General features: G+C 37.7%; 21 protein-coding genes and 1 pseudogene. 13 read left to right on the forward strand and 9 right to left on the reverse strand.

The features are described from left to right. Positions 1–10 precede the first annotated feature (10 nt). The 3 genes from ACIQ0C_RS03785 to ACIQ0C_RS03795 all read left to right on the forward strand — a co-directional run bounded on the left by ACIQ0C_RS03785 (position 11) and on the right by ACIQ0C_RS03795 (position 3,136). Positions 11–1,399, forward strand: coding sequence for a hypothetical protein (locus tag ACIQ0C_RS03785; protein ID WP_403057023.1), 1,389 nt, complete (start codon positions 11–13; stop codon positions 1,397–1,399). Next, the gene (locus tag ACIQ0C_RS03790; protein ID WP_403057026.1) at positions 1,396–2,832 is read left to right on the forward strand and encodes an NAD-dependent succinate-semialdehyde dehydrogenase; all 1,437 of its coding nucleotides are present in this window, start codon (positions 1,396–1,398) and stop codon (positions 2,830–2,832) included. The genes ACIQ0C_RS03785 and ACIQ0C_RS03790 overlap by 4 nt, the downstream gene beginning before the upstream one ends. Before the next feature lie 136 nt (positions 2,833–2,968). Then, a complete protein-coding gene (locus ACIQ0C_RS03795) occupies positions 2,969–3,136 on the forward strand; it encodes a hypothetical protein (protein ID WP_403057029.1) in 168 nt (55 codons plus the stop codon). Positions 3,137–3,272: 136 nt separating this feature from the next. Here the strand turns inward: ACIQ0C_RS03795 and ACIQ0C_RS03800 are convergent, their stop codons facing one another. Continuing rightward, positions 3,273–4,478, reverse strand: coding sequence for an MFS transporter (locus tag ACIQ0C_RS03800; protein ID WP_403057032.1), 1,206 nt, complete (start codon positions 4,476–4,478; stop codon positions 3,273–3,275). A gap of 25 nt (positions 4,479–4,503) precedes the next feature. Continuing rightward, positions 4,504–5,085: a TetR/AcrR family transcriptional regulator gene (locus ACIQ0C_RS03805; RefSeq protein ID WP_403057035.1), complete on the reverse strand. Its 582-nt coding sequence runs from the start codon at positions 5,083–5,085 to the stop codon at positions 4,504–4,506. Between the two features lie 426 nt (positions 5,086–5,511). On the opposite strand from ACIQ0C_RS03805, the gene ACIQ0C_RS03810 reads away from it, so the two are divergent. Further along, positions 5,512–6,252, forward strand: coding sequence for a VCBS repeat-containing protein (locus ACIQ0C_RS03810; RefSeq protein ID WP_403057125.1), 741 nt, complete (start codon positions 5,512–5,514; stop codon positions 6,250–6,252). Positions 6,253–6,424: 172 nt separating this feature from the next. Here ACIQ0C_RS03810 and ACIQ0C_RS03815 read toward each other — a convergent pair whose 3' ends face one another. Both ACIQ0C_RS03815 and ACIQ0C_RS03820 read right to left on the reverse strand, forming a co-directional pair. Further along, a complete protein-coding gene (locus ACIQ0C_RS03815; RefSeq protein ID WP_402843246.1) occupies positions 6,425–7,045 on the reverse strand; it encodes an NAD(P)-dependent oxidoreductase in 621 nt (206 codons plus the stop codon). A gap of 182 nt (positions 7,046–7,227) precedes the next feature. Then, the gene (locus tag ACIQ0C_RS03820; protein WP_403057038.1) at positions 7,228–7,380 is read right to left on the reverse strand and encodes a hypothetical protein; all 153 of its coding nucleotides are present in this window, start codon (positions 7,378–7,380) and stop codon (positions 7,228–7,230) included. Between the two features lie 274 nt (positions 7,381–7,654). Here ACIQ0C_RS03820 and ACIQ0C_RS03825 point away from each other — a divergent pair, with 274 nt between their 5' ends. After that, positions 7,655–8,644 (forward strand): MBL fold metallo-hydrolase, encoded by a 990-nt coding sequence (locus ACIQ0C_RS03825; RefSeq protein WP_402843241.1) that lies wholly within the window; start codon positions 7,655–7,657, stop codon positions 8,642–8,644. Between the two features lie 522 nt (positions 8,645–9,166). On the opposite strand, the gene ACIQ0C_RS03830 is transcribed toward ACIQ0C_RS03825, so the two are convergent. The 4 genes from ACIQ0C_RS03830 to ACIQ0C_RS03845 form a co-directional block, all read right to left on the reverse strand. Further along, positions 9,167–9,334 (reverse strand): hypothetical protein, encoded by a 168-nt coding sequence (locus tag ACIQ0C_RS03830; RefSeq protein ID WP_202316424.1) that lies wholly within the window; start codon positions 9,332–9,334, stop codon positions 9,167–9,169. A gap of 471 nt (positions 9,335–9,805) precedes the next feature. After that, positions 9,806–10,006: a hypothetical protein gene (locus ACIQ0C_RS03835; protein ID WP_403057042.1), complete on the reverse strand. Its 201-nt coding sequence runs from the start codon at positions 10,004–10,006 to the stop codon at positions 9,806–9,808. 570 nt (positions 10,007–10,576) lie between these two features. Beyond that, positions 10,577–10,741 (reverse strand): hypothetical protein, encoded by a 165-nt coding sequence (locus ACIQ0C_RS03840; RefSeq protein WP_403057045.1) that lies wholly within the window; start codon positions 10,739–10,741, stop codon positions 10,577–10,579. Between the two features lie 384 nt (positions 10,742–11,125). After that, entirely contained in the window at positions 11,126–11,944 is an 819-nt protein-coding gene (locus ACIQ0C_RS03845) for a histidinol-phosphatase (RefSeq protein ID WP_403057048.1), read from the reverse strand. Between the two features lie 262 nt (positions 11,945–12,206). Between ACIQ0C_RS03845 and ACIQ0C_RS03850 the strand changes: the two genes are divergently transcribed. After that, entirely contained in the window at positions 12,207–12,842 is a 636-nt protein-coding gene (locus ACIQ0C_RS03850; protein WP_403057051.1) for an FMN-dependent NADH-azoreductase, read from the forward strand. Between the two features lie 369 nt (positions 12,843–13,211). Here ACIQ0C_RS03850 and ACIQ0C_RS03855 read toward each other — a convergent pair whose 3' ends face one another. Continuing rightward, entirely contained in the window at positions 13,212–13,979 is a 768-nt protein-coding gene (locus ACIQ0C_RS03855) for an MBL fold metallo-hydrolase (protein WP_403057054.1), read from the reverse strand. Positions 13,980–14,096: 117 nt separating this feature from the next. Between ACIQ0C_RS03855 and ACIQ0C_RS03860 the strand changes: the two genes are divergently transcribed. The 7 genes and pseudogenes from ACIQ0C_RS03860 to ACIQ0C_RS03890 all read left to right on the forward strand — a co-directional run bounded on the left by ACIQ0C_RS03860 (position 14,097) and on the right by ACIQ0C_RS03890 (position 20,429). Continuing rightward, a complete protein-coding gene (locus ACIQ0C_RS03860) occupies positions 14,097–14,507 on the forward strand; it encodes an Lrp/AsnC family transcriptional regulator (RefSeq protein ID WP_403057057.1) in 411 nt (136 codons plus the stop codon). A gap of 441 nt (positions 14,508–14,948) precedes the next feature. Continuing rightward, a complete protein-coding gene (locus ACIQ0C_RS03865; protein WP_403057128.1) occupies positions 14,949–15,578 on the forward strand; it encodes a fumarylacetoacetate hydrolase family protein in 630 nt (209 codons plus the stop codon). A gap of 267 nt (positions 15,579–15,845) precedes the next feature. Further along, a complete protein-coding gene (locus tag ACIQ0C_RS03870; RefSeq protein WP_403057060.1) occupies positions 15,846–16,274 on the forward strand; it encodes a MarR family winged helix-turn-helix transcriptional regulator in 429 nt (142 codons plus the stop codon). A gap of 505 nt (positions 16,275–16,779) precedes the next feature. After that, entirely contained in the window at positions 16,780–17,724 is a 945-nt protein-coding gene (locus ACIQ0C_RS03875; protein WP_403057063.1) for a sporulation protein, read from the forward strand. 241 nt (positions 17,725–17,965) lie between these two features. Beyond that, the gene (locus ACIQ0C_RS03880) at positions 17,966–18,193 is read left to right on the forward strand and encodes a hypothetical protein (protein ID WP_403057066.1); all 228 of its coding nucleotides are present in this window, start codon (positions 17,966–17,968) and stop codon (positions 18,191–18,193) included. A gap of 303 nt (positions 18,194–18,496) precedes the next feature. After that, complete coding sequence (locus ACIQ0C_RS03885; protein WP_403057069.1) at positions 18,497–19,351, forward strand: alpha/beta hydrolase; 855 nt, start codon at positions 18,497–18,499, stop codon at positions 19,349–19,351. 220 nt (positions 19,352–19,571) lie between these two features. Continuing rightward, a pseudogene (locus tag ACIQ0C_RS03890) lies at positions 19,572–20,429 on the forward strand (MBL fold metallo-hydrolase). The last annotated feature ends 278 nt before the right edge of the window (positions 20,430–20,707 follow it).

Raw genomic sequence — 20,707 nt, forward strand, 5'->3', positions numbered from 1 at the left:
AGGAAACAATATGAAATGGAAAAACCGTCGCTACGGAGAAGAGACATCGTATATACCTGCGGGACCTTTTAAGATTAGACTCCCATTTGTCCATTATCGTTTTGAGTGGCCTGACTACGTTCAAGGATTATTGATGTGTGCAGTGGACCTTGGAGCGATAACACTGCTTGCAGACCACCTCGGTATGCCTTTTGATGTGGCTCTAGCCGTCGTTATCTTGAATGGATTATTATACTTGGCGCATCATTTACTCGGGGACCCGGTTATACCAGGTTGGATTACACCTGCGGTTCCATTGCTAGTATTGTTCGTCGGGCAATTTACGGAGGGGCCTGATCGGGTTTATGCACTCGTTGCGTTTCAATTAACATTAGGTATTTTATCGATATTGCTGGGAATGACCGGACTTGCCAGTAAGGTCGTGCGATTAGTGCCGAATGCAATCAAATCAGGCATTATTTTAGGAGCGGGTATTGGTGCTGTCGTTTCCATTTTTGAAGTGGGTGGCAAGTTTGATTTATTTCCTTATACAATAAGCATTTGTATCGGCTTTGCCTTTTATCTGCTTTTTTCGAAAAGTTTTGGAAAATTGAAAATGCGAAATAAAGTTTGGGTATTCATAGGCAATTTAGGGATATTGCCGGCAATTTTGCTCGCAGTCTTTGTAGCCCCAATTTTTGGAGAAGCGAAATGGCCTGATATCCAATGGGGATTCAGCAGTCCGGATTTTGCTACGCTTTGGTCAGACTATACTGTTTTCGGTTTAGGTTTTCCTGCCTTGACCTTCTTTTTAAGTGCGATTCCAGCTGTTTTTGCTACTTATTTAGTCGTATTCGGGGATGTGCTCAAAACAAAAGCGCTGCTTTCTGAATCCGATGAGGTCAGGGAAGATGAAAAAGTGGACTATAACCCAAACAGAGCTCATTTAATTTTTGGCGGCCGAAATGTGATCATGAGTTTTATCGGACCTGATATAACAATGTGCGGTCCGTTGTGGGCAGCCATGCAGGTCGTGGTTGTGGAACGGTTCAAGAATGGCAAGAAAGCCATGAATTCTTTCTTCGGCGGTGCCGGCTCGTTCCGTTGGGGTACGAATACAGGGTTATTCTTATTGCCGGTAGTCAGCCTGGTGGAACCAATTCTCGGTGTCGCCTTGGCCTTGACGCTTTTGGTTCAAGGATATGTTAGCGTACGAGTTGGCGTGATGCAGGCGAAGAGCCAACGCGACCTTGGAATTGCAGGTGTCGTTGCTGCCATCCTTGTTATAAAAGGTGCTGGCATGGCGTTTGCAGCAGGAATTCTATTATGTGCCCTATTATATGGCAAGGACTTTTTCAAAGGAGAGAATGATAAGACTTTTACAGATCATGGAGAAGAAGAGGAGATTAAAGCATCATGAAAAAAGTAGTGAAAAAATGGCCAATTTATATAAACGGCGCACCTATTCATACAGAAAATCATTTTGTAGTGGAAAATCCAGCAACATTGGAGCCTGTGGGCTATGTTCCGGATGCTAACGAAAAAGAGGCTGAGGCTGCTGTTGATGCAGCTCAAGCTGCTTTTCTGACTTGGTCGAAAGCCAGTGCATACCATAGGGCGGAATTACTTGAGAAGTGGTACACGATCATTGAGAACAGGTTGGATGAAATCGCAACGATCATGACACTGGAACAAGGTAAGCCGTTGGCAGAAGCAAAAGGTGAAATGAAATATGCCTCAAGCTTCGTGAAATGGTTCGCTGAAGAAGCAAAGCGCAACTATGGGGAAATCATACCAGCTTCCGTTGCATCAAAGCGTATTTTAGTGCAAAAGCAGGCAGTCGGTGTCGTTGCTGCCATTACCCCGTGGAATTTTCCTGCTGCCATGATCACGAGAAAAGTGGCGCCAGCCCTTGCAGCGGGATGTACCGTGGTCATCAAACCCGCGGAACAAACGCCTTTGACCGCTTTGCTATTGGTTGAAAGTGCTCATGAAGCAGGAATTCCGGCTGGTGTGATAAATATTGTAACTACACAAAAACCGGGAGATGTATCAGACGTGTGGATGAATGATTCACGTGTTAAGAAGATCACATTTACCGGCTCCACTCCTGTAGGGAAAAATCTAATGAAAAAGGCGGCAGAAACAGTAAAAAAAGTCTCGCTTGAACTCGGTGGATTGGCCCCGTTCATCATTTCAGAGGATGCGAATATCGAAGAAGCAGTTAATGGTTTGATTCAATCGAAATTCAGGAATGCTGGACAAACATGTATTTGTGCGAACAGGATATTCGTCCATGAGACAATTGAACAGCCGTTTTTACAAGCTTTTAAAGAAGCCGTTTTAACTTTGAAGGTTGGAAATGGAATGGAAGGAACCGATCTTGGTCCATTGATAGATGGAGCCGCAGTTAAAAAAGTTCAGCTTCAATTGGAGGATGCTGCAAATAAGGGGGCAATCATCCACACCTCAAAAGTCGATGAAAAACAAGGGCATTTTATAGCACCGGCCATACTTTCCAATGTAACGGATGATATGCTGTGCATGCAGGAAGAAACGTTTGGGCCAATTGCGCCAGTCAGTACATTCAAAACCGATCAAGAAGCTATAGATCGAGCCAATAACACGAATTTTGGCTTGGCAGCTTATGTGTATACCGAGTCATTAAATAGGGCAGTTGCCTATTCGGATGGTCTTGAATATGGGATTGTCGGTATTAATGACAGTGCCCCATCCACAGCCCAAGCACCATTTGGAGGCATGAAGGAAAGCGGTATAGGCAGGGAAGGGGGACACTACGGCATGGATGAATATTTAGAAGTGAAGTATGTCTCCATGCAGCTTGGCCAGTAAATAAAAGAGAAGAGTCCGCCATGATTCTTCAGGCAAAAAAAGAGTGGAAGGCATATCAAATAACGATGTGCCTTCCACTCTTTTTCAATGGTTAAAAAGCATCTATACATCCCTTCAGATATGAAGGAGAAAGGTCATGTTTCCAAGGATGACATCGAAGTCAGCACCGGTAGCCTTGGGAACGTTACTTGTATTACCATGGAAAGTCTCATCAATCAACTACTTGGGGTTGTCAGATCTGTCTTCCGGGCTGATCGGTATAAATTCAAAATCAATTTGGAGCGGTTATCATGAGCAAAAATAAAATGGTAGTAAGAATCACGTTCTTAAAGATTAATAAAACCCCCCTTGCCCAATATGGACAAGGGGGGTTTTTAGTAGAATATCATTTTTAAAGTTTGAGAATTTTCCAGATAGGAGGAGAATAACAATCCGGGACCTTAATTATTCGCCAGGCTTTCTGTCAATCGGTTTTCTTTCCAAATAACTGTAATACCAAGCCCAATGACGATAATGACGGCAGCGAAAAGGTAAGGGTAATGGATGTTTACGTCAAAAAGCAATCCTCCCATGGATGGCCCGGCGATATTCCCTAAGCTCGTATAGGTGGAGTTCATTCCAGCAACGAATCCTTGTTCTTTACCGGCCGCTTTTGATAAAAATGTCGTCAATGCCGGACGAAGCAGGTCAAATGCAAGGAAGATGAAGCAAGTTACCACTAGTACTGCCAAAAAGCTGGAAATCATAGTGGATGCTACCGCAAAAATGGCACCGACGATTAAACATAATTGGATAAGCTTCTTTTCGCCGAGAATATCTACCAGTTTTCCAAACATGAAGACTTGCACAACAACTCCAAAAATAGAGCTTATTGTAATGATAATTGCAATATCCTTCGGCGTGAAGCCGAATTTATGATCAGAAAATAGGCTAAAAACAGTTTCATAGGCTGATAAACCAAAAGCGAGTACAAATACAATGATGAACGCAATAAAATAAACCGGATTCAGTGATTTTTTTAAATCGCCCATAAAGTTTGTTTGCTTTGCATTAGCAGAAACTTTTGCAAGCTGTTCCTTTGTCATGGGCTCTTTTAAAATGAATATTGATGAAAGGCATGCTATAAAAGCAATGGCCGCTGCAAGGAAGAAGGGCAAGCGTATACCATATTCTGCAACAAAGCCACCGATTCCTGGTCCTATTATGAAGCCCAAGCTAATGGCGGCTGAAATATAGCCCATTGCTTTTGGCCTTTCTTGAACGGATGTAATATCCGCAACATATGCAGTAACACCTGGCATGATAAAAGCAGCACTGATTCCGCCTAGGATCCTTGATAAATAAAACGCCGACACGTTTGTCCCTACACCGAAGATTAATTCTGAAACACCAAAAAGGAATAAGCCGATGATGATGATTTTCTTTCTGCCGTAACGGTCAACCCAACGACCTGCGAATGGAGACATAACAAGCTGTGAAACTGCAAAAACGGCAACCAGATAGCCCATCGTGCTTCCTGATAAATGCATGATATTCATAAATGACGGCATAACGGGAATGATCAGTCCAATTCCCAGAAAAGCAATGAATATATTGCTTAGAAGAATAATTAATACCGCCTTTTGTTCTTTAATTGGTTTATTCATGTTTTAACACCACTTTCTTTGTGAATCATTTTTGTGAAATACCCCTCCAAAACACTTTCCAAGAGGCTGCTAATTTATCCTTAAGCCGTTTCTCATCATTGCCGTATACAAGTTCAAGCAAAATGGAATCCACGACTCCTAAGAATGCATAGGTCGGCGTTATGGCTTCGTCTTCGACGATTAATTTTGCATTGATCCAATCCTGGAATTTACATTCCAGGATCGCCTGCACCTTTTCCTCGATATCTATCACTTCCTGCCCGATTTCTTTTTCAAGATGCGCTGGCGGAAAAAAGGACATACGCAGCCAAAACTTTATATGCTCATTTTTTTGGAAAAGGTCAATGACCAATTGAAGGAATCCGTATAAATCTTTTTCAGGATTTTTTGAATCCACTTTATTGAAATATTGGTGTTTCGAAGATAGCTCCGTCTCTTTCGCATCACGTAAAACTTGGAGAAAAAGATCATCCTTGCCTTTAAAATGAGCGTAAATGGATTGCTTTTTCATGCCGACTTCTTCAGCTATTTGAGAAAGCGACGCTCCTTCATAACCATGAATCGTGAAATATTTTAGAGCGGCTTCCTTAATTTCATTACTTTTCAATAATATCACCTCATAATTTAACGAACGTTCGTCAGTTATCATAGCAAATTAAATAAATATATGCAAGCGAATATGTTTATAAAAAGGTAGTATGCCTGAAATCCTTCATAATTATGACGCTATATTTGAAAAGGGCAATATTGTTGTTACCAGCAATAGATATGCACTCAAGGCTATTCACAAAATTCCCGCATATAATTCTTTATGGATAATAAAGAGGCAGGTGGGATGAAGTTGGATACGTATGACATCAGAAAAGCGATTCATTACTATTACACAAAAATACAAGAAACGAATCACCCTTATTATTGGTACTGTTTGGCTGAGGCCCAAAGTAGGGCCGGTTTAACAAATGAAGCACTGCAAACGATTGATAACGCCTTGTCGTTTCAAAATCCTTATCCTTCAAAGCAGGAACTGCAAGACATGCAATTGAACCTCGAAACCGTTCTTTCAAGACAAATGAACTCCAACAGATCAGTCATAGTGACCTCAAAACAAGGAGATATTGATGGGGACGGGACAAGGGACAATGTTTTTCTTACTGCAATCAAAACCCCTGATAGCCCCTTTTGGAGGAATATAACTTTGGTTATCCAAAATGGGAGGACTAATCAATATGAACAAGTTCCCATGAAAAATAACGCAGGATATAATCCAACGCTTTTTCTTGGTGATTTTACAGGTAATAAGAGGGATGACATTTTAGTGGTCATTGATACAGGAGGAAGCGGCGGTTCCATTTATGCGTATGTTTTTTCCTACCTTAACGGTCAACTCATGACCATTTTTAATTCAGATACATTCAGCGAAACCTTTAAATTCGATGTTAATTATGAAAACCGATACAAAGTAAAGGTGATCAGCCATTACCTAAAAGAAAGGTACATTATTGACCTTACTTATAAGGATAAGGAATATTTATCTGAAATTTATAACAAGGATGGTGTATTGAAGGCCCCTATAGAAGGATGGGTCAATCCTTTATCTGGTTTATATCCGGTTGATTACAATAGGGATGGCATATATGAGCTCGAAGCGTATCAGAGGATCGCAGGTAGGTACAATGCCGACTCACTGGGATTTGTACAGACCGTATTGAAATGGAACGGGAAAGTGTTTGCTCCTGATCGGCAGAATGTGGCTATTTTTGGAGAGGAAATATAGACATTGGAATAGAAAGTCCATGAACAAGGTACAGGCAAAATCTTCGCACAAAAGAAACCGGAAAATATTCTTGGCAATGGTTCACCTGACAGTGTTCATTTACGAAAATTGAACCGGCTTTCTATTCGGTTCAACAAACTTTTTCGAAGGGGATTAATGCTTATTGGAATTCTTAGTAGGCGATGCCTACACGTGATTTTAAATAATCGTTACTTTTTATTTGGCTAAATGCAAATTCTGCTGTATCCGGAACTGATATTTTAACGCCATCCTGCGGCAAAAAATCACCTTCTACACGATATGTACCAACTCTTTCTCCATCCGGCAAATACGTTGGGCAGACAATCGTCCATTGAAGTGTTGATTGTTTTAGCAAGTCGAAAACTACATGATGTTCTTTCGCTGCACGGGTAGACTTCTGCCTTGATTCACTTGACTGATAACGCAGTGATTGTGGGGTTGTTCTACTTTGCAGGATACCTGCCGTTCCAATGGTTATAATTCGTTGAATACCTTCATTTTCCATTGCTTCGATAATTAGTGGCATACTTGCTGATAAAGTGGTTGTCCCATCAGTATTCAGTGCACTAATCACTACATCAATTCCATGCATGGCACGTACGATATCATCTTTATTTAAAACATTACCTTGAATAATGGTTAAATTGGCATTGTTTATTCCAATCTTCTCTGGAGTGCGAACTAAAACAGTAACATGGTGCCTGTCCTGCAGACCATAAGTAACTAATTGACCCCCAACTCGTCCAGTTGCACCCAAAATTAAAATATTCATAGAAACGAACCTCCTTTTTTCGAATATAATTATTCCACTAACATTGTATCGTCATTTTCAACTAATGGGGAGCTTTAGTGCACTAAGATATAAAAAGGGCCGCTCAAAAGCTTCATGAGGGGCCCGTTTGAATTAGAATAAAAGCATTTCTTAAACAAGAAATTAGCGACCACAATTCGCCCCTAATATTCCCGTCCTTCTTTCGATTTTAGAAAAGCATCAACTGATTCATCTAATAATTTTTCCCGATTAGGATCTTCATTGACATCTGTATCCACTTCCATTACGTCGTTGTTTAATTTATCAACCTGGTTTTTATTTTTTTTGTTTGGCATATAAACTCCTTCTTTAACAGATATTTTTTAATTAGTATGAACCATTGATCCAATATTCACTAAGATTATTTTCAGCACCTTTCCCGAATTGAGACCTCTAGTCTTGATGGAAGATTGAAACAACATCCATAATATTAATTGGGCATTATTGACTGAATATTATAAATATTGTAATATTTAGTTTGTGCATTTATTTTCGAAACGATGTTTTATATTAAAAACGAATAGGTTTTCCTTTTGGAAAGTCAAATTATCTGACAGGAGGTTTTTGTTAGTGAAGAAAAGAATAAGGAATACTTCTTTTGGTTTATTGTTGGTAGTTTCCATAATTCTATCAATATCAATATTTCTACCTTCTTTTGGCCAAACTGCTGTAAAGCAACCGGACTTTAAAGTAACTCTATTAGGAACAGGTTCCCCTCTATTAAGTACCTCCCGCTCCGGTCCAGCTACTCTTGTAGAAATTGGTGATGAAAAACTCCTCTTTGATGCTGGGCGCGGAACTGCTTTACAATTATATAAAGCGAATATGTTACCAGGCAGTGTTGATAAGTTATTTCTTACTCATTTGCATTCGGATCATACAATCGGCATACCGGACGTATGGCTTACAGGTTCTTTACCGACAGGAGGGAAAAGAGAGCAAGCATTTAACATTTGGGGTCCTAAGGGAACCGAGAAAATGATGTTACATATGAATAAAGCATTTAAAGCCGATTTGGATGCAAGGGATGACTCTGGAAATGGCAACGTTGAAGGAGCAAGTATTACGGCAAATGATATCAAGGAGGGCATTGTCTATAAGAAAAACGGAATTGAAGTAATAGCCTTCAAAGTAGACCATAAATCAATTGAGCCTGCTTTCGGTTATCGGGTTAATTACAAAGGACATTCAGTAGTTATCTCAGGTGACACCCGCTATAATGAAAATCTAATTAAATTTGCCAAAGGTGCTGATGTGGTTATTCATGAGGTTGCAGCGGCAAAACCAGATAATGAATCAGAATCAATAGCCAATATACTTGATCTTCACACTACACCGGAGGAAGCAGGTAAAGTCTTTAGCCAAATACAACCAAAACTTGCCGTGTACTCACATATTGTATTATTGGGAGGATTAACAGAAGAAAAAGCTGATTTGCTCGAAAGAACAAAAAAAACATATGAAGGAGCTGTTTTAGTAGGTGAGGATTTGCTGACCATTGAAATTGGGGACAAGGTTCAAGTACAGCAGCCGGTTAACGAGGCGAACTCGGGAAACTAAACAGACAGGGCTGCAGCGAGCAAATGAGTTAGGCCTATTAATTAATGCGATGAAAGTGTGAAACACGAGCTGCCTTACCAAAGCCAAATAAATGCACATTTTTTCTAAAGGGAGTCCAAAAAGAGAAGGATTCCCTTTAACTTTCTAAATTAAATAAACGGCATATGAGATGATCTATATTTTTTTGTAATAGCCCATGGTTTGGTAGAAGAAGGTAAAACAGAGTCAGGCCATCAGTAGAATTCAGTGAGATAGACGAGGAATCTTATATGGTTCTTGTACGAATAGAGGAAAAAACGTCGAAATGAAATCAAATTTGCTTTTGCCTGCATAGACCAATAGCAAGGCATATTTTTAAGTCAAATATTAGGATAGACACGAAAAAAAATCCCCGACATGAATATCGTGAATGGCTCCAAGAAGTCTATGACAATGCTAATGTTTTTCACTAATCCCTCTTCTTTATTCTCTTCAACATGATTTTATTTATTCTGATGCCATAACGTTACATTACGCATGAGATTAGAACCAAGACTGTTGAACTTCTTGAAGTTGTTGTTGAGCTTCTTCAAGCTGTTGCTGTGCTTGTTGGAATAGTTGTGGATTATCATTAGCTTGGGCAGATTGTATGGCCTGTTTGGCTTGTTGAGCCGCATTGATAGCTTGCTGATATTGTTGTTTTTGTGTCATTTAAAAAGTCTCCTTCATTATATTTACTAAAGGCTAAACCTTTAACCTTTTTATATTTTGTATATAATTTGGATATTATTCATGTATAGGTTGATTCATTTCTCCTAAACGAACGATTGAAGAATATTACCAACCTTTAAACCAAGCTGGTTTCACGATTAAAAGTATGAGATAAGGCATTAAGAGAAGGGATTATTCGTAAGAAATGGAATGATAAATTATTCAATGAAAGGGGGCAGGATAGCGTAATAGCTTGCTTGCAGATATAATGTTCAACGAAGGAATTTAATGCTATGGTCCCATACTCCGATGTCGACCAGTGATTTATGTCGGAATATTCGACAAAGGGAGCCGAGGAGTGGTTGGGGGATTCGCATTTAGGGAAAAAGTACGGGGGAATGTCGTTCTCGCAAACCTGCTGCTTGATAACGTACGAAATATATAAGAAGCCGGCCTAATATAAGGCCGGCATTAGGTATATGGGATGATCATTGCGTTTACGAGAGCAAGCCTTAGATCCTCGACCATTTTGTTCCAAAGCTGCTCCTTGTTCATCATGACAATGTCCAGTGACATCTGCAGCGGAGGCGCCGGCCCCAAGCCGAAGTAGTTAGCGATCTTCGGCCATAATTCATTTAAACGGAATAGATCGCCGTTTGTTATGTTAAACACTTGATTGGCATCACGCTATGTTGCCTTCGCGATCTGTCAACTCCATGAGGCTATCGTAAGCACCCGGCTTGCCAGGAAACAGCAACGGAATTCCAAGATCCTTCTAAATTGAGGCGTAAATCGCAATAACCATAGAGAAGTTCATCGGACTTCCAAGCGAAAAGCCGCAGACTGCAGAAGGATGAAACGCCGACCAAGTCCGATTTTTACCATTTTGTTTTTGTTCAAGAAATCTTACTGATCAACATAGAAATCGGGCGCATATGGTTTGGTTCTGTCTCGCGAGCAAGCGTTTTGAACGGGCCGAGATGTGCGCTTCAGATAGAGCCAAGCGTTATACAGGCGTAACATTCGATTTTGATAATGGTGTATATCTTTAGATCATAACGTTAATTATTATTTGGGTACACCAGCTTTAATCCAAAAAAGGGCGCTTGAATTTAATGAAAGGAGAGCACATACCAATATGTGCTCTTCTATTTTTATAGGTATTTATAATTAGGTCTTGATTCCAGATCCTCTAATACCATTTCCATTGTTCTGAAGGTATCTTGAATAAGGAAGTTTGAATTAATATGGGTACCCATTTAATCCTGTACCGAAAAGTTCGAATTCAGGATCTTTTGACTGAGTTATTGGAGGGGCTTCGGATCGCGCTATAGAAGAGTTGATACCACCTTCAACTGACTCTGCAGGGGTTTCGTCATTCTCTTTATGCAATGGGTTATCAATCATACCCAAATCAACTCCTTTTAATAAGATTAACGAATGGTAAGTTATTAATTCCCTGAATATTTTGATTTTATGCTAAAAAATATGGCGATGACTTGCATTAGTTGAAGTGAACGGGAAGAACTTGTAAGCGATCGAGCTAAAATTTTAATTATAGAATGTATAATGATTATTTTATGTTCATAAAAAAGATTGGTACCGATTCTTTTATCAGATGAGGGGTGTAATGAAATTCCAAGCAGGATCATTATCGAGTCCTTATCCACGAATTATTTTTTATTCTTAGGCCTTCTTAGTAGCAAAAGGAGTGAAAAAAATCATTCCATACCTGCATACACATTGTTACAGGACCCTCTAGTGATTGGTCCAGTTCAATTGACTGGAAGGTTAAAGTGGAGTGAGAATCCTTTGCTTGTTAACAAAGTAAGCCCACTCGGAAAAGCCGATTTCTTTTAGTCTTTTCTTAACTAGTTCAAAATCATCGCCAATACGTTTAGGTGTATGCGAATCTGATCCAAATGTTACTTTCACTTTATAGAAAAGAGCTCGTTCTAAAATGTCATCAGCTGGATACCATCCTCCGCAATCTTTTGTTTTACCAGAAGTATTGATCTCAATGGCGATATCTTCTTGACTAATGATTTTTAACGTTTTTTCAATACTGTCAGTCTCAATGGAAGAAAAGGCTGGATAAAAACCTTTCATTGCATCAATATGGCCTAGGATTTGGAATATTCCGCTTTTTGCAGATTGCTGTATTAAATTATAGTATTCATCCTTTATTCTTGACTGTTCTTTAGCGGTCAAACCATTCCAGCGCCCTCTTTTAAAAATGCTAATGTCTTGAACATAATGAACTGATCCAATTATGTAGTCAAAAGGGTGTAAAAGATATTGATCACGGTAGACATCAATGTGATCAGGGAAGAAATCACTTTCCATTCCTAATAGCACGTGAATTTTATCTTCATACTTCTTTTTTAAGCGAAGTACTTCCTCAATATAAGGGACAAGTTCACTTTTTGCCATTGCAATAGTCGGGTAGAGATGGTCGTCCTCACTATAGAAATATGGAGAATGATCGGAAATCCCAATATATTGCAAGCCGTATTCAATGGCTTGCTTTACATAATCCTCAATTGTGCCGATAGCATGTCCACAGCGTTCATGGTGAGTGTGCAGATCAAATTTTATTGAATTCGTCATATTCTTAGGCCTCCTAAAGTGAACCGGATTGTCTTATTTTTATCATATCCAAAATTCATACTCTTTCTCACAAATGAAAGAAGATTTATACTCCTTAAAAATACCCTTCGAAAAAAAATTTCTATTTTACGGATTTAATTTAATTCATATCAATTTTATACATATCAATTACCAGATACTTAGTTCGAGTAAATGTATAAATGTTGAATTCCCTAGACAAACTAAAATGTTCAAATATGTAAAAAGAAAGGGAAGATACTGAATGACAAAGGTATTGTACATTACGGCTCATCCACATGATGACAAACAATCTTACAGTATGGCCGTTGGAAAAGCATTTATTGACACTTATAAAGAAGTAAATCCCAGCCATGAAATTGTGAATATTGACCTTTATAAAGAAAACATTCCTGAAATTGATGTAGATGTTTTCAGTGGTTGGGGGAAACTTCAAGCTGGGAAGGGTTTTGAAGAACTCTCGTCGGAAGAGAAAGCAAAAGTCAGTCGACTCTCAGAGTTATGTGAGCAATTTATAGCTGCCGATAAATATATATTTGTAACGCCTTTATGGAATTTTTCATTCCCGCCAGTTTTGAAAGCATATATTGATTCCGTAGCTGTTGCAGGTAAATCATTTAAATATACCGAACAAGGCCCAGTTGGTCTTTTAACTGATAAGAAAGCCTTGCATATTCAAGCTCGTGGCGGTATTTATTCAGAAGGACCGGCAGCTGAAATGGAAATGGGTCACCGATATCTAAATATCATAATGCAATTCTTCGGAGTGCCTTCCTTTGAAGGTGTATTCGTTGAAGGACATGCAGCAATGCCTGATAAAGCACAAGAGATTAAAGAAAAGGCTATAGCACGATCAAAAGATTTAGCTTCTACTTTTTAAATCAAAGAGTCAACAGCTTGTTGGCTCTTTTTTTTGTCATGATGAAATTGTAATTTCAATAATTCTTACTTCATCCAATCAGGTAAATTCCTCTAATTAAGGGGTATGATTTTTTTTACTGCTAATGGTTCCCTTTGGAAATCCCTTTTGATGGAATAGCTTGTAGTGAGGTTATCAAACCCTTCTATGATAGCAAAGGTAGAGGATAGAATGATATTTTTAGATATATGAAGAAGCTGAAAAGGACCCACTTAGGGTCCTTGATTAGCTAAATGGACTAGATTAGACGAGTCACTAATTCCTTTTTGTTTCAAATGAGTTGATAATCTCTACCCTCTTTTAACATGAAAACCACCATGTTTGTCAGTTTTACAATAAAAATGTGTAGAATTCGCCATCTTCTGGTACTAATACATTAGTGGAAATTCCCTTTTCATCAATAAAGCTTTTTAATTCTTTTTTTGATAATGTCCAGTGATTGACAGCTTCCATGTGGCTCACAATAATTTGGGCGTTCGGGGCAGCCTTGTTCACTTCATAGATATCCTCTTTCCCCATGACGAGAGAACCGCCTTCAATGAATTGATTATCTCCACCATTTACAACAATGATTTCTGGTTTATTTGTCGCGATAACTTCTTGAACTGCGTCATACCATACCGTATCTCCTGCTATATATAACGTTTTTTCATTTGAGTGTTTGAAGACCACCCCACATACTACACCAGCAAGTTTTAATATTTCCCCTCTTCCGTGCTCTCCTTTTGTTTTGATTAATTGGATACCCTCATATACTGTTTCTCCTTGTAATACTTCTACATTTTTGAAACCAGCTTTTTCAACTTCTGTAGCATCTTCTTCATTTTGAACAAACATTTTGATATCTTTCGGCAATACTTCTTTGGCCACATCATCAAAGTGATCCAGATGAAGGTGAGTGACAATGACGGCATCTATATCATGAATGATATTTTCAATGGATGTTGGTAAACTAACTAAAGGATTAAATTGATCTTGTCTTAATGAATTTGGGAAAGGTGGGTACGTACCTTTCTCAGCTAACATCGGATCTATTAAAAACTTTTTACCTGCATATTCGACAACGAGTGTGGCATTTCTAATTTGTTTTATATTCATCTTTATCTCTCCTTTTCTTTGATCTGCATATAGTTTATACTATGGCCAATTACCAAATACATATATAAAATCAAGTCTTTTGGCCATTTAGCTTGATAATTGAAAGGATTTGAATAAATGTTAGATAATACAGATGAAGGTATCTTGCATGAACTTTCCAAAAACAGTCGAATCACGATGAAAGAATTGGGGGAGAAGGTCCATTTGACTGGTCAAGCAGCTGCAGCTAGAGTTGCCAAATTAGAGGATAATGGAGTGATTGAGGGGTATACCATTCAAGTAAATCAAGTGAAATTAGGATGTTTCATACATGCTTTTATTACAATCATTATACAAAGCACTCATCATCAACCTTATTTGATGTTCATAAAAACACAGAATCAATATATCATAAATAACTATAAAATCAGTGGAGATGGTTGTTATCTTCTCGAATGTAAATTTCCATCCAATGAAGCATTAGATGAATTTTTGGGAAATTTAAACAACCATGCGAACTATAAATTATCCATTGTTATCAAAAAATAGGGCATCAACTAAACTTAATCAACGATATTGAACACCATCCGGTTAATAGGGGGTGTTTTGTGTGTTTTTATAACAACTAGTCTTATTGATGTTAAGATACTTTTTAAAAGAAAAAGAAGAGAAGGCACCACATCCGGTTCGTTTTCCACTAAGGACGAGAAAAATTTTCTTTTTTTGCCATTCTTCTAATCCGTTATAATTATTTGACCATAAGTAAAGGAAAAAGATAACTGTAACCATTCATTCTGTTAAAATCCAGACTGACCTTACATCGATCGAACAGGGAAATATATTAATCATTGTATAAAAAGTCAGAAAAATATAAAATATACTTAAATCGGATGTTTTTTTCTATTAACAGTTTGTCTTGAGTAGGGAATTTCCACCTACTTCACTATCATTTAAATATTTATTCCTTAAAAGAAAAGAGTGAGTTTTATGATGAAAGACATTAAAAATATCTATTGTGTAGGTCGAAACTATGCCTTGCATGCAAAAGAGCTGAATAATGAAATTCCAACTTCCCCTTTTTTATTTTCTAAACCGACTCATTCGCTCGTGGAAGCAAATGGTCAGTCAATTACGTTGCCGGCTAACCAGGGTTCCGTTCACTTTGAAACTGAACTTGTCATACATATCGCAAAACAATTCGAATCAGGAATGAAAGTAGATGAAATAGTAGATTCCATGGCCATTGGGTTAGATTTGACACTTAGAGATGTTCAATCACAGTTAAAACAAAAACAGCATCCTTGGCTTTTGGCTAAAGGATTCAAAAATTCGGCAGTTGTTAGTGATTTTATTCCGTTTCCAGGTGTCGAAGCATGTGAACAATTGGATTTTTCCCTTTTAAAAAATGGAGAGCGTGTACAAGTCGGAAATATTAAAGATTTACTTTTTGATTTGCAAACCATTATAGAATTTACAGCAGAGCATTTTGGGCTCGGAAAGGGAGATATAATTTTTACCGGTACTCCAAGTGGCGTCGGTCCTCTTTCAGATCAAGACAAGCTTTCACTAAACTGGGGCGGAAATGAAATAGGATCCTGTTCAGTCACACTCCATTCATGAAAAAAGACAGTCATTGTGACTGTTTTTTTTATGGAATAACTCAATTTTAGACAAAAAGAAGAAACTCGTCTAAAATGAAAAGAACAATATAACATTCATGGAAACGGCCAATTTGTCACGTGCTTTTTCAAACAAGGTTTGGCCATTAAAGTTTGGCTTTGGTAAAATTATTTTTTATGGAGTATTTTAGAACCTTTTAAATGCATGATGATAATCAATTAAAGTGCCATATTTTAATTATATAGGGTAGAACAGGGTGGAATGAGCATGAAAAACAACCAAGATAAGAAGTATTTAGATAATTGGCTCTCTATTACAAATATTCAAATGGGCATCACGAATGAGCTGGAAAGTGCTTTGCAAAAAAATCATAACCTTTCGTTAAAAGAATTTTACGTTCTTTACTTTTTATCCAAAACAAGCGATAAACAATTGAGGCTGCAACAATTACAAGATATGGTAGGATTAAGTCAAAGTGCTATATCTAGGCTGGTAGTCAGGCTAGAAGCAAAAAGCTGCGGCGTATTACAAAGGCAAATATGTGAAGATGATCGACGAGGTATTTACACACGTTTAACTACATTAGGTGAAGAAAAACTACAAATTTCCTTAAATACTGTTCATGAAATTCTGCAATCTGCTCTTTCAAAAGGAAACCTTCAAGAGGAATTACAATCCTTGATCAAGAAATTGTAAATGGGTTTTATATCTCTTATATAATAAGGAAGTCGGTTATTTCTATATTTTTTAGATAGGAATATACCTTTCGCCCAGTAAGGTAATTAAGATCGGATCTGTTGGGAGGCTGTTTATGCTCATATAAATGTAGGCGCATGCATTTTTGGTCGTTTGAATGTAAGCGCATTCAATTAAATGATAACCATTCATCACATGCATTATATAAACTTCTTTCAATGGGGGAACCTAACTTGTTGTATTCGGTCGGTGTGACATCCATTGGTTTTTCCCCTATTTCAAGAATAATGAAGGCCAATAATCCATCAACAGATGAAGAACTCCATTTTCAAATGAAGATCACTTACTGCGGTAATTTATTTGAAACTATTTTCATTTTTTGACGTAATACTATCAGGGATAATTTAGAAATGTCATGGAATACAAATGGATTTCTTGTTCTTTCTTATTAGGCCCCATTTAATATATAAATTCTAATAGAGGTTTCACGAAGGGAAGAGGACGTATGTTAAAAAAAATCTTAGCGAGCTTAGGAAAAGGAGCTGCAACTGTAGATTTACAATGTGACAAGGGTAATTACCAAGCTGGAGAAAGCATTCAAGGGCAGGTAGTAATCCAGGGTGGTGAGGTTGAACAGAAAATCAATCAATTGACTGTCCGGTTGATGATGAATGTGGTATTAAAACAAGGAAGCGTTACTAAGGAAGTTGCACATATACCATTAGTTAATCGAGATTGTATTCACCCCAAAGAACGTAAGGTCATTCCTTTTCATTACCTCATACCTACGAATATACCTATTTCAAGGGGATATGTCTCATACTATCTGGATACACATCTTGATATTGAGGGCGGTGTCGACCGCAAAGATGTAGACCGGTTAGTCATCCAATCCCAGGAATCTATCACTTCCATTTTTAATGCAATGGCTCAATTAGGTTTTCGCGAGACAGCGGACTCAGGTAAACTCGATCAATATGGACAGGAATTTGCTTTTTTCCCCACTGAACAATTCATGGGACAAGTAAATGAAGTTGAATTGCGGTTTGCCAATGAAGAATCAGGTATCCGCGTCTGGATGGAAGTTGACTGTAAAAGCGGCTACAAGGAAATTGAAGCAAAACGTGAGTTTCATTTAAATCAAAAAGTTCTTGAGCAAGAAGCAGATCTTCATAAACTTTTTGGGAAATATATATCGGAAGCTATTGATCAGCCTTACGCTTTTACACAGCCGTTCTCTTATTCCACAAACCATCCTCATGGTCGCTCTTTCCAAATGGGAAACGCTATCCCTGGAATGGTTGGTGGATTAGCAGTGGGTGTTTTAGGGACTATGTTATTTACTGAGATGATGGAAGGTTTTGATATTGAGGAAATGTTTGAAGAAGCAACTGAGGATTTTGACGGTGGATTTGATTCATTTTTTGATAATGGGGATGAGGAATCCTAAAAATAATTAGGTTGTTTTTTATGACAAGTGTTGCTTACTTTGATCAGTGAGTAACACTTGTTTTATTGTTGTTTGGTTTATAAGAAGCCAGGAAGAGGACATTTAACAGTGCACTTGGCGAATCGACATGCTTTCTCTTCTGAAAATAGCCCTTCGTTTTTTGATTTGGCGTGAAAAAAATGAATAAACAATCATATAAGGCCAATTCTATAAAAAAGAATGTTAAAAAGGAGATTACATCGTGAAACCATATGAAATAAAAAATATGATTATTGATGACGAGTTTAATGGTGAAGAATCGGTTACAGCTGACTTTACTCACAATGATAAAGATTATAGCATTACTTTAAAAAAAGAAGATCTTGAAATGATAAATGCATGGGTTTTTGAGGATGGTTCATCTCTTCCAGCGAATTTATCAGGTACTATCATTGAATCAATAAGGGAAGATATTAAAGAGAGAATCTAGTCATTTGCACTAGATCTTTTTTTTGTCATTTTCTTAATCGAAGTAAAATTTAGCCTTGTTTATAAGTGCTTTACTTCAATAAGGCAGGTTGCTGAGGCAGCCTTCTTCTTATGGCACTAACGGGGCAGGATAGGTGAAGAGTGCTATTTGATCTTCATTCAACAATTGGGCCATTTAATGGGATAAGGCTTATTGAACGGGTAGAAAGTTTAAAAAAGTATTATAAAATATTTCACAAAACAAAAAGGTGAATTGTGGTAATATTGATAAAAATACTTAGAAGTCCAAGGAGAGTGTTATTAGTTGCTTGATTATGAGCGTTCTTTGTCGTTAGATTTCGAGGAATCTTCGTATATTGAAAAGGATGGTTATACGGTTAGAGATGTGTCTTATTTAAGTCCGTATGGTGGTAAAGTACCCGCATATCTTGTCGTTCCAAAAACAGACGGACCTTTCCCATCAGTTGTTTTTATGCATCCAGGTCAAGGCAACCGAACGACATTTTTGTCAGAAGCTAAAGCTTTAGCTTTAAAAGGCATAGTTTCTCTTTTAATCGCTGCACCTGCCATGCGAAACGATTATCCAAAAGATTTATCTGAGGAACAGATGTTAAATCTCACGGTAGAGACAATAACTAATATTGGACAATATACTCAGACAGTTATTGACATTCAAAGGGGAGTTGACCTTCTTTGTAGTTTAGAAAATATTGATATAAATCGTCTTGCCTATATTGGACATAGTTTGGGGGCTACTTGGGGTGGAGTTCTCGCTGGCATCGAAGAACGTATTAAATCATATGTTTTAATGGCTGGATTATCTAGTGTGTCTGAGTGGCATAAAACGAGTGACCATCCATTAGCGACATTAATTCGTGCCAAGCTTTCAAGAGAGCAGTTTAATAAATTCATTTCAGAATTGGAACCATTAGATGCAATTCATTATATAAATAAAGCTACTCCTGCATCACTGTTATTTCAATTTGTTCATGATGACGAATTTGTACCAAAACATCAAGCAGATGCATTCTATTCTGTTGCAAGTTCACCAAAGGAAATTTCTTGGTATAAAACTGATCATCTGTTTACGAGTTGCGATTCTGCCTATCAAGAGCGTACAAAATGGATTATCAAGCAATTAGGACTTAACAATAATTAATCTATTTGAACTTTTGAACCCGTTCCACGATCTAAGTATTCCAGAATAGGGAATTGGACAACTCTCCAGGTGTAGTTCCCATCTCATAAAAGCGTTGGGTACGTTTTCATCATTTGCAGTAACTCACGAAATAAAAGTATATACGTTTAAAAAGGCGACAAAGGGTTTATTAAGATACTTATGGAATTACTGAAGGATAGCATCTTTAGGGGGAAAGTATATGCAAACTTTGGAAAAAATCAGCAATCGGTGTTGGTATCAAACACCTGTTTCAGAAACGGATAGACCTATTCTAGGTGTAGTGGTTGGAGATAACAGATCGTTAATGATTGATGCAGGAAATTCAGAAGCACATGCTAATTGTTTTCTTAAAGAGCTTAAAGAACAAGGTATTCCACTTCCAAACATCGTTGTGCTTACACATTGGCACTGGGATCATATCTTTGGTTTGTCTGCTTTGAATATGCTGTCTGTTGCTTCTATTCAAACGAAAGCTAAAATTAAGAACCTTGTTTCGTACGAATGGACAGATTCTGCTTTAGAAGAACGAGTGAAATCGGGATTGGAAATTGAATTTTGTGCCAATGCAATCAAAAAAGAATTTGGAAGTGAAAGGAATATTATCATATAATTACCAGATTTAGCCTTTGAACAGAGAATGGAGCTTGATCTTGGAGGAGTATCATGTCTTTTGCAGCATGTAGGTGGCAATCATTCCCCAGACTCTATCATTGTCTATATCAAAGAAGAAAAAATACTATTCCTTGGCGACTCTATTTATGCAGATATCTATTCAAACAAAAGGAATTATACGACTCAAAGTACGATTCAATTATTGGACACAATCGATCAATTTGATGCTGAAATCTACGTCCTATCCCATTGGAAGCCAATATCGAAGGATGAATATCAGAAAGAAGCAATACTATTAAGGACTGTAGCCACCTTGACAGATAAATATGAGGGACGCTTTGAAGATATAAAGAAATCTTATCAACTCCAGCTAAACAGAGAGCTAAATGAAGAAGAGCTTGAAACAATTGGATACTTTGTGAACGGGTTCGAAATAAATAATTAGCTTAGAGATCAGTCCACAAGGTTTTTAAGAATTCCTATTTAGTTAACGGTGGGCATTTTGAAAAAATTAGAGACGATGCTTTTCTTAATGAACGGAGGCGTTAGCTGAAGATCGGAGCTGTCTTTAAGGCAGCTTTTTCTTATGGAACTAAACCAGCTAATAGTTAGTCAACATTTTTCAATGAAAACTTAAAATATTTCATGCTATACTAAATTTGTGCATGCCAAATAACCTTCCAATGAACCGTATTTGGAAAGTTTTGTGCTATTTAGTTATAC

The organism is Peribacillus sp. NPDC096448, from assembly GCF_044762675.1.
In the GTDB taxonomy this organism is placed as follows: Bacteria; Bacillota; Bacilli; order Bacillales; family DSM-1321; genus Peribacillus; species Peribacillus frigoritolerans_B.

Coding starts and splice junctions, on each gene's coding strand:
- ACIQ0C_RS03785 (WP_403057023.1), top strand. CDS start 11: ATGAAATGGAAAAACCGTCGCTACGGAGAAGAGACATCGTATATACCT.
- ACIQ0C_RS03790 (WP_403057026.1), top strand. CDS start 1,396: ATGAAAAAAGTAGTGAAAAAATGGCCAATTTATATAAACGGCGCACCT.
- ACIQ0C_RS03795 (WP_403057029.1), top strand. CDS start 2,969: ATGTTTCCAAGGATGACATCGAAGTCAGCACCGGTAGCCTTGGGAACG.
- ACIQ0C_RS03800 (WP_403057032.1), bottom strand. CDS start 4,478: ATGAATAAACCAATTAAAGAACAAAAGGCGGTATTAATTATTCTTCTA.
- ACIQ0C_RS03810 (WP_403057125.1), top strand. CDS start 5,512: ATGCAATTGAACCTCGAAACCGTTCTTTCAAGACAAATGAACTCCAAC.
- ACIQ0C_RS03815 (WP_402843246.1), bottom strand. CDS start 7,045: ATGAATATTTTAATTTTGGGTGCAACTGGACGAGTTGGGGGTCAATTA.
- ACIQ0C_RS03820 (WP_403057038.1), bottom strand. CDS start 7,380: ATGCCAAACAAAAAAAATAAAAACCAGGTTGATAAATTAAACAACGAC.
- ACIQ0C_RS03830 (WP_202316424.1), bottom strand. CDS start 9,334: ATGACACAAAAACAACAATATCAGCAAGCTATCAATGCGGCTCAACAA.
- ACIQ0C_RS03840 (WP_403057045.1), bottom strand. CDS start 10,741: ATGATTGATAACCCATTGCATAAAGAGAATGACGAAACCCCTGCAGAG.
- ACIQ0C_RS03845 (WP_403057048.1), bottom strand. CDS start 11,944: ATGACGAATTCAATAAAATTTGATCTGCACACTCACCATGAACGCTGT.
- ACIQ0C_RS03850 (WP_403057051.1), top strand. CDS start 12,207: ATGACAAAGGTATTGTACATTACGGCTCATCCACATGATGACAAACAA.
- ACIQ0C_RS03855 (WP_403057054.1), bottom strand. CDS start 13,979: ATGAATATAAAACAAATTAGAAATGCCACACTCGTTGTCGAATATGCA.
- ACIQ0C_RS03860 (WP_403057057.1), top strand. CDS start 14,097: ATGTTAGATAATACAGATGAAGGTATCTTGCATGAACTTTCCAAAAAC.
- ACIQ0C_RS03865 (WP_403057128.1), top strand. CDS start 14,949: ATGAAAGACATTAAAAATATCTATTGTGTAGGTCGAAACTATGCCTTG.
- ACIQ0C_RS03870 (WP_403057060.1), top strand. CDS start 15,846: ATGAAAAACAACCAAGATAAGAAGTATTTAGATAATTGGCTCTCTATT.
- ACIQ0C_RS03875 (WP_403057063.1), top strand. CDS start 16,780: ATGTTAAAAAAAATCTTAGCGAGCTTAGGAAAAGGAGCTGCAACTGTA.